5 protein-coding genes and 2 pseudogenes are annotated in these 8,447 nt (G+C 53.3%); 2 read left to right on the top strand and 5 right to left on the bottom strand.

The features are described from left to right. Positions 1-88: 88 nt before the first annotated feature. Positions 89-424: a transporter substrate-binding domain-containing protein gene (locus L6D80_RS29655; protein ID WP_236183107.1), complete on the top strand. Its 336-nt coding sequence runs from the start codon at positions 89-91 to the stop codon at positions 422-424. A gap of 282 nt (positions 425-706) precedes the next feature. On the opposite strand, the gene L6D80_RS29650 is transcribed toward L6D80_RS29655, so the two are convergent. The 5 genes and pseudogenes from L6D80_RS29650 to hrpB all read right to left on the bottom strand — a co-directional run. Continuing rightward, positions 707-1,498 (bottom strand): ABC transporter ATP-binding protein, encoded by a 792-nt coding sequence (locus L6D80_RS29650; RefSeq protein ID WP_176517008.1) that lies wholly within the window; start codon positions 1,496-1,498, stop codon positions 707-709. A gap of 17 nt (positions 1,499-1,515) precedes the next feature. Beyond that, entirely contained in the window at positions 1,516-2,253 is a 738-nt protein-coding gene (locus L6D80_RS29645) for an ABC transporter permease (protein WP_054900886.1), read from the bottom strand. A gap of 16 nt (positions 2,254-2,269) precedes the next feature. Next, positions 2,270-2,992, bottom strand: a complete 723-nt coding sequence (locus L6D80_RS29640; protein ID WP_054900885.1) for an ABC transporter permease — start codon at positions 2,990-2,992, stop codon at positions 2,270-2,272. A gap of 90 nt (positions 2,993-3,082) precedes the next feature. After that, a pseudogene (locus tag L6D80_RS29635) lies at positions 3,083-3,466 on the bottom strand (hypothetical protein); the annotation flags it as partial. Between the two features lie 404 nt (positions 3,467-3,870). After that, a pseudogene (hrpB, locus tag L6D80_RS29630) lies at positions 3,871-6,015 on the bottom strand (ATP-dependent helicase HrpB); the annotation flags it as partial. An 86-nt stretch (positions 6,016-6,101) separates the two neighbouring features. On the opposite strand from hrpB, the gene L6D80_RS29625 reads away from it, so the two are divergent. Further along, positions 6,102-8,339, top strand: a complete 2,238-nt coding sequence (locus L6D80_RS29625; RefSeq protein WP_176517010.1) for a hypothetical protein — start codon at positions 6,102-6,104, stop codon at positions 8,337-8,339. Positions 8,340-8,447 lie beyond the last annotated feature (108 nt).

Genomic DNA, 8,447 nt, shown 5'->3' with positions numbered 1-8,447 from the left:
CTTTCTCGGTCACTTGCTTGACCGCTTCGATCTTGAACTCTTCGGGGTAACGCTGACGACTCATGGCACCTCCTATTTGGGCCTCATTATGAGGCTTGGAGGTGTCTACGAAACCAGGGGCGATTCATATAACACCTCAGCAGATGCCATCCTCGATCTCCAATCCGGTCGCATTGATGCTATTTTTGACGACGTAACCTTTTTGGATTCCATCATGTCCAAGCCCGAAAACAAGGGCCTGGCCTATACCGGCCCCGAAATCAAAGGCCCGATATGGGGTGAAGGTGAAGGGTTGGGGTTCCGTAAAGGTGACGCTGATCTGAAAGCAAAATTTGATGAGGCTCTCAAACAAGCTATCAGTGATGGTACCGTGAAGAATCTCAGCGAAAAATGGTTCAAGGTTGACCTCACGCCTAAATCTTGAACACGTGTGCCCAGCACTCTCTTGTTGCTGGGCCACTCACGCCCACTGCCACCATCCGTTCTCCCTCCTCTTCCCTGTTCAGCCTGCCTCCCGTCCATTTTTGGTGATGCTCTGTACACCGCTAAGCGGTTTTAGCCCCCCGCCCATCTCAACAATGGCCATAGCCGACGTCGAAATGGTTGCCGCGCATCATCCGAGGCGGCGGGAGGCTTGATCATCCATGGTTTGAGTCAACATGCGGAGCCGACCCTCATGTGGCATTCGCGGCACAACGAACAGCGTTCACTCTGCATTTCTTTGGCTATGGCTGCTGACAAACTGGCGGAAACGCTCAGTCGGTAGCCCTTCGAACAAATCAGCAGGGCTACCTTGGGTGTCGATCAGACCGTTAGCCATAAACACCACACGGTTTGAGACATGACGGGCAAAGCCCATCTCGTGCGTGACCACCAACATTGTCCGGCCTTCCTCCGCTAACGAACGCATCACACGCAACACCTCACCCACCAACTCCGGGTCCAACGCCGAAGTCGGTTCATCGAAGAGCATTACCTGAGGGTTCATCGCGAGGGCACGGGCAATCGCCACACGCTGCTGCTGCCCACCGGACAAGTGTGCCGGGTAATAGTTGCGTCGGTCATAGAGCCCTACTTTCTGCAACAACTGCTCCGCCTCTTCCACACACTCCGCCTTCGAGCGCTTGAGGACGCGCATCGGGCCCTCAATAACATTTTGCAATACGGTCATATGCGACCACAGGTTGAACCCTTGAAACACCATACCTAACCGGCTACGCATACTTTCAACCTGACGAGCATTCCCCGGAAGCAAGCGACCGTTAGGGTGGCGTTTCATTTCTATGGCTTCGCCATCAAGGACAATGCGCCCCTCATCCGGTGTCTCCAACAGATTGATGCAACGCAAAAAGGTGCTCTTGCCTGAACCACTGGCACCCAAGATAGAAATCACGTCACCCTTATGAGCGTCCAACGAAATACCTTTGAGGACTTGTGTCGAACCAAAGGCTTTATGAATGTTGGAAACCGATAGGGCGCTCTGATTTTGAGTACTCATGATAAGCTCCGTTGCAATCAGGAATGGGAAGTTGCTTCAGGCGTCCGCTTTGCGGGAGCGTCTTGTGGCCGTTCGTGCAGGTGCGGGGACAACCTGTGCTCAATCCACGCCACGATGCGCACAACGAGAAAGTTGAGAATCAAGTAAATCAGCGCAGCACAAATAAATACTTCCATGGTGCGATAGGTACGCTGAATAATTTGTTGAGCCACGCCGGTTACATCCCATACGGTGACCAGACTGGCGAGGGCAGTGGATTTGACCAACAGAATGGCCTCGGTGGAGTAGGCCGGAAGTGCTTGGCGTAGGGTTATAGGGCAAATAATCCGCCACAGGAGTGTCCAGGAATTCATACCAACCGCCTGGCCCGCTTCAATCTGGCCCGGCGGTATGCTTTGCAGGCCACCTCGAATAATCTCAGCGGTATAACCCGCCGTGCAAAGTGCCAGCGACACGACTGCGCAGCCATACGGTGACTTGAGCACCACCCACAGGAAACTGTCGCGAATAGCCGGAAATTGGCCCAGCCCGTAGTAGATCAAGAACATCTGTATCAGCAGCGGCGTACCACGAAACAGCATGATATAGAACCGCGCGGGGTAACTCAGGAATGGCCAGCGACTAACGCGCATGGAGACGACACCCACGGAAAGCACCAACCCCAGCAACAGGGATGAGAAAAACAACGCCAGTGTGATGGGCAAGGCGCCCAGTAACTTTTGCATCGTGTCGGCAAGAAAGGCAATGTCGATCATTGGAAGCGTCCCCTTCTCAGGATTGTGCAGAATGGCGCCGCTGCGTACGCTGCACACGCGACTCGGCAATGTTCAATAGGCGGCCCGAAAGCCCGGTCAGGATCAAGTAGCAGATCCCGCCAACGATGTAGAAGGTGAAGTACTGGCGAGTAGAGCCTGCCGCCACTTGGCTGGCCCGCATAAGCTCCACCAACCCGATCACCGAGATGAGCGCCGAGTCCTTTAGGCTCATTTGCCAGACGTTTCCGAGCCCCGGCAATGCATAACGCCAAATCAGTGGCATCAATACCCTTCGAATACGCATCCTCCGAGGCATGCCAATAGCCAGCGCCGCTTCAAGTTCACCCTTGTTAACGGCGGTGAAGGCACCTCGGTAGACTTCAGCCTGATAAGACGCCGAAATCAGCCCTACCGCGATGACCCCCACCAGAAAAGGGGGTACGTCGATATATCCCTCGCCTCCGAACCAATGATTGATCGCCGAAATCACACTGGCCCCGCCAAAATAAAACAGGTAAATCACCAACAGCTCCGGAATCCCTCTGAACAGGATTGAATAAGCGTCTCCCGCGCCGCGCAACAGACGACGTTTCGAGAGTTTGGCCATAGCTACGACGCTGCCGACCAGCGCTCCAACGACCATTGCTGCAATCGTCAACAACAATGTCATGAGCGCAGCTTTAAGCAACGCCATCCCCCAACCGTTATCGCCGAAACTGAGCATCTGTAAGAGATTCATGAAGTGCTTCCCACGATATTTGAAGACACCCGGCGCCCAAGGCGCCGGCAGCCAGCATCAGAACCTGTAGGGCTCCTGCCCAAATCGGCCCACGACAGCAGCGGGCTCGGACTTGGCGCGAGCGCGGTATTCGTCCCACGTCCAGCCGGCCGGAAGGTAACCGTTGAGAGGGTCATGAGCGCTGGTCTGGTCGGTGACCATGTCTGGACGCACACCGCGCTTTACCAGCTCCGGGAAAGTCTCGGCCGCGTTACCCAACAGCGCGATGGAGATGGCCTTGCCTTCCTTGGTATATTTTTCGAGGTGGGCCAATGCGTCATTCAGGCTGGTGGCTTGTTCATCTGGGTCAAGGTTGTTCATTAACATTCGCAGCGGCGCTTCGGTCAGCCAGCTCTTGGCTGTGAGCGTGTTACCGCAGGCAGCGCGGATACTGGTAGCACGGTACTTCGTAGGTTTCTGGCTATTGTCAGTCACAACAAGACTCCTCAGCGATCAATCCAACTCAGTCCAGTAGCGGCTATAAGGCCTACAGGGCGATGCGATCTTGAGCGCAAAGAGGGTCAGTAGAACCAACTCCCCTTCACACATGCTTACTTGTACATACAAGCATATGCAATGTTGTTGCCAACCCTAATCCAGGCTCTGCAGGTTACCGCCGAGAGGTGCTGGAAACAGGTGAGCCAAGGGCTGGAAAGGAATTTTTGCGAGATGCAACTGAACGGGGACAGGAAGAATTCGCTGAAAGAAGAGAGACTGTGCACAGTATTGAGGCACAAAGTAACAAGTTGTTAAAAACTGGTGCATGGCAGTAACAGGTGTTCACGAGCCTTACCGGGGCTGCCCCCCACCAGGCTCTTGGCTGGAAGGCGGCCCCCTCATCAGGCTTTTCTAGGCTTGGCTCGGGCCGTCGCCTCAGCCACCAAGGGATCGTCAGGCCAATAGTGCTTGGGGTATCTGCCTTTGAGATCCTTCTTCACTTCCCCATAGGTACTACGCCAGAAATTGGCGAGATCCTGGGTGATTTGGACAGGCCTACGAGCCGGTGATAGCAGGTGCAGCATCAGTGGCTGCCTTCCTTGGGCGATTCGAGGTGTTTCAGAAAGCCCAAACAGCTCCTGCAACCGTACAGCTAGGACTGGCGGGTGCTGCGAGTAGTCGATGCGGATACTCGAGCCAGACGGCACGTGAATCGCCTGAGGTGCCTGGGCCTCCAGCGCTTGTGGAAGCGGCCAGGGCAGTAGATTCCTGACTATCGAAGACATATCCAACTGGCTGAAATGGCTGAGCCGGGTGACCTTTCCCAAGTATGGCGTGAGCCACTGCTCGAGCGTATCCAGCAGATGGTTGTCGCTCAGATCAGGCCATTTGCTGTCGGCCTGGCCATTCTGGCTATCCAGCTGACGCAGCAGCTCCACCCGCGCTTGCCACTGCCGCAACTCTGGGTTCCAGGGCAGCAGTTCGATGCCCTTGCGCCTTACAAGGCTGACTAGCGCGAGCGAACGGGCGTGTTCATCCAGGCTTGGCAGCGCCGTTGAAAAGATAACCAACTGCCCCACCTTCCGTTGCCGCTCAGCCCGGAGCATCCCTTCCCTTTCATCCCAATCGATCTCGTCGACTGACCTCACAAGGTCAGCCAACTCGTCATCGAACAGGGCCGGATCAAGGTCACTGGCCAGGTAGATCCGTTCCTCACGTTGACCTTGCCGGCTTCCCAGGTCGGCCACCACCAGCCACTCATGCTTAGTGAGGGCGTCTGGCTCAGAAAACACTGCGGCGCGCCCGTTGGAGAGACGGTACTCGGATGCACTTGCACGCCTCTGCAGGCCTATTCGGTCAGGGTAGGCGAACGCCAGGAGGCACCCTACCCATCGTGGGTGATCGGGCTCGCTGACGGGGCTGGAGGCCTTCCCACGCAGCAGAGATCGGTACTGCCGAGCAGACTGCTTCACGTGCTGGAGGGAACCCCCACTACGACGTGAATGTTGCTCGCCTGACAAGGCACTCAGCCTGGTGTGAAGGTCGGCACCTGTTCCACGCAGGATGTCCTTTTCACCCAGCAGAGCCGCGATGTTGCACGCCAAGTCATCCAGCCCCATCGCATTGCCTTTGAGGAGCATGTGGGCGATCCGTGGATGCGCCGGGAGCTCGCTCATGGCTGATCCGTGCGGTGTGAGCTGTCCAGCATCGTCGAGTGCGCCCAGACGCTTCAGCAGGTCTCTGGCTTGGCCAAAAGGAGCTGATGGAGGTTGGTCGAGCCAGGTCATCTCTTCCGGCTTCATTCCCCACCGGGCCAACTGGAGTGCCAGGGCTGCGAGATCCGCCTGCAGGATCTCTGGAGTGCTGTAGCCGGCCATTTGCTCGTGCTGCGACTCCGACCACAGGCGATAGCAGACGCCTGGCTCCAGGCGCCCTGCTCGCCCCGCACGCTGGGTAGCGCTGGCCTTCGAGATTCGCTGCGTGTCGAGTCGGGTCATGCCACTGCGAGGATCGAACTTCGGCACTCGCTCCAGACCACTGTCCACCACGACCCTGACGCCTTCGATGGTCAAGCTGGTCTCGGCGATGTTCGTAGCCAGTACGATCTTCCGGAAGCCTTTGGGTGACGGGTCTATCGCAGCCCGCTGTGTGTTCAGGTCAAGGTCACCGTACAGCGGGCATACGATCACGTCGGGACGGCTGCTCAACTGCTCTTTGAGTGTCTCTGCCACCCGCCGAATCTCTGCCTGCCCAGGAAGGAAAACCAGAACGCTTCCAGCCTGTTCGTTGATGGCAGCCAAGCAGGTGTCAGTGACCCTCGCATCGATTCGCTCGCCCGGCTGATAGGGGCTACCCCAAACCGTCGAGACGGGATGCATTCGCCCTTCACTGGTGATCACGGGAGCGTCACTCAGAGCCTTCGAAAGCCGATCGCCTTCGAGCGTTGCGGACATCAGAAGCAGCTTCAGTGGTGGCTCATCACGCAGGAGCTCCCGGCCGCTCAAACACAGCGCAAGGGCAAGATCAGCGTCCAGGCTGCGCAGATATACATTACTATTCGCATGATCCTGTAAAAATCTCATGAACTAGCGTACTAGAGCAGTTTCTAGCAGAAAAATAAGGCCAAGAAATTTTGACAATCATCAAAAACACCTTCGCGCTTTCCAACTACCCGTACCAAATGCTTTCCCCCGAGGTGGTCGCAAAAATTGAGCTCTGCTCGGAGGGAGATATCGCATCACCTGATGTGGCCATGAAGCTGCTGGAATGCTACTGCCACCTCAACGATACCTACGTCACACTCAGCAGCCTCGCAAGCGAGGCATTTGCACAAATCTTGCGGGGATTTCTAGAGGCCCTAGCTGGGGAAGACTTTGTAAGGGCAAAGCTGGAATCACGGCGGGTATATGCGCGGATTCTGCTTAGAGCCTTTGAAAAAATGGATATCGGATCACCTTGGCTCGCGACAATCAGCTACGACAACTGGATAAAGGAAAGCTATCCAAACAATTGGGGTGAGAACATACCGCTACTTGATCCCTCCACCATCCGGTATTGGAACTGTTGGGATATTGTGGACAAAAAAGGACAAATCTCCTTCATTGCATTGCCGATGCTTTGGAATTCCCATGGAAAAGATTTCACTGAAGAGTTTTATGAAAATCTCCGCTTGTTCTATGAGAAGCAGGCGAGATCGAGCCTCACTGAAATCAACAGGCTTATTAAATTCCTTAGTGAAAACGCGCAAGACTGGCCGAGGATGACATTTTACCATCCAATTTTGATAAAGCAGTTCTTCTTGAGCTTCATGAAAGAAAGCTTCATGGATGCACATCACCGAAAACTCAACATCAATGCCAAAATCAGCTCATGGAATCGAACGATATCGAATCTGGAAGAGGCGTTTCTCGATAGCAATGTATGGGCAGTTCCATTTGACGGCCGGCTGCCTAAGCCGACTCAAAGGAAAACGCTTGGAACGCCGTCTAGAACGAGGGTAAACGAAGAAGGCATCGAGGTCCATGAAAAACTACTTACTTCAATACCGCTGCATCTTACAGACTCGGAAACCATTGAGGTATTATTTAAGGACATAGAATCAGATCTAAATACAGTTAAGAGGTGGGCGGCTGCCCAGTGCGAAAAAACCTACGCCCATGTAAAGCGCAGAAAGCTGCTAGCCCAACAAGGAACACCCATCCAGTCTGGCGCAAGCATGTCAACATTAGAGAAAATGGGTGTTGAAAATGTATTCGCTACATTCGAGCGAGACGGATTTAAAATTGACTCGAATTACTTAAGTAACCGATATGGCGGTAGATCCCCCAAACCGCACATTGCAGAGACTCTTGGTCTTCCGACAGCGGAAAGATTATTCCCATTTCAATGCCTTCTAACTATCGAGCACGCCGAGATCACTCCAAGCTTTCTGAAGAAATTGATCTTACATGATGCAAATGGTGATTACATCGGTTTCAGGAAGTCGGAAACAGATGGGAACTGGCTGATCGGATTTAAAGATAGAAGAGGCAGCAGGCTTTCTGAGCAAAAAATCAAACTGAATGAAACCACCACACTCCTCATTGAGCAGGTAATTGAAATAACCAAGCCGCTTAGAGATTTCCTGCGGGCGAATGGTGATGATACTTGGCAAGAGCTATTTATTACGTGCGGACTTGGTTTCTCCTACCCAATGAGCGCCGGACTCCCTGGGTGGAACCTATCAAACTTTAAAAGCAAGAAGAATACACTGAAAATATTAAAAGAACAATTCGAGCCCTATACACATCGCAGAGAAGAAGAGCTCGTAAAATTTCTGACAAGGGTATCCCTTACCACACTAAGAGCCTCCTCAGGAGTTTTGGTATACCTGAAAACAAAAAGCGTAACAGAGATGGCCAAAGCCCTTGGTCACGCCAGATATGACACGCTACTTATGAAAAGATATCTACCAGAGGCTATATTGGCATTTTTCCAAACAAGATGGATTCGCATCTTTCAGCGTGGCTTTATTTGCGAAGCCATGAAAGATAGCCCATACCTATTGGAAGCAGCTAATTTTTCCAACATGGAAGAGCTGCATAACTTTCTTACCAACCACGCACTGAAAGACATCCCACATCACCTTAGCGATCCAGAACACACATCGGCTGAAAAAGAAAAAAGCACCAGCCTCGGGGTTAAACAAGTGCTGATTTCGATTGACCCAGGAATAATGACAGCACTTATCTCCTTAGAAAAAGCAGTGGATATGGCTTCAAGCCCCGAAAAAGTATGTGGCCGTGCAACTTATTGGGCCGACCTTTCAAGGGCAGTAGTGGAAGAAATTAATAGAGGGAATGATTATTTGCTTAAGGATGGTCTGAAGTAGCCATGTATTTCCCCGGCATACCACCTAGCGCAACTTTTAAACTCGCCAAATGATCAAAAAACAATCAATTCGACGAGTATTTCTTACGTTTTCGCCACCCGGACCCCA

This window comes from Pseudomonas ceruminis, from assembly GCF_021602025.1.
GTDB classification, from domain to species: Bacteria; Pseudomonadota; Gammaproteobacteria; order Pseudomonadales; family Pseudomonadaceae; genus Aquipseudomonas; species Aquipseudomonas ceruminis.
Note: the sequence above shows the minus strand (reverse complement) of the source record. Positions and strands in the feature narration are given on the sequence as shown.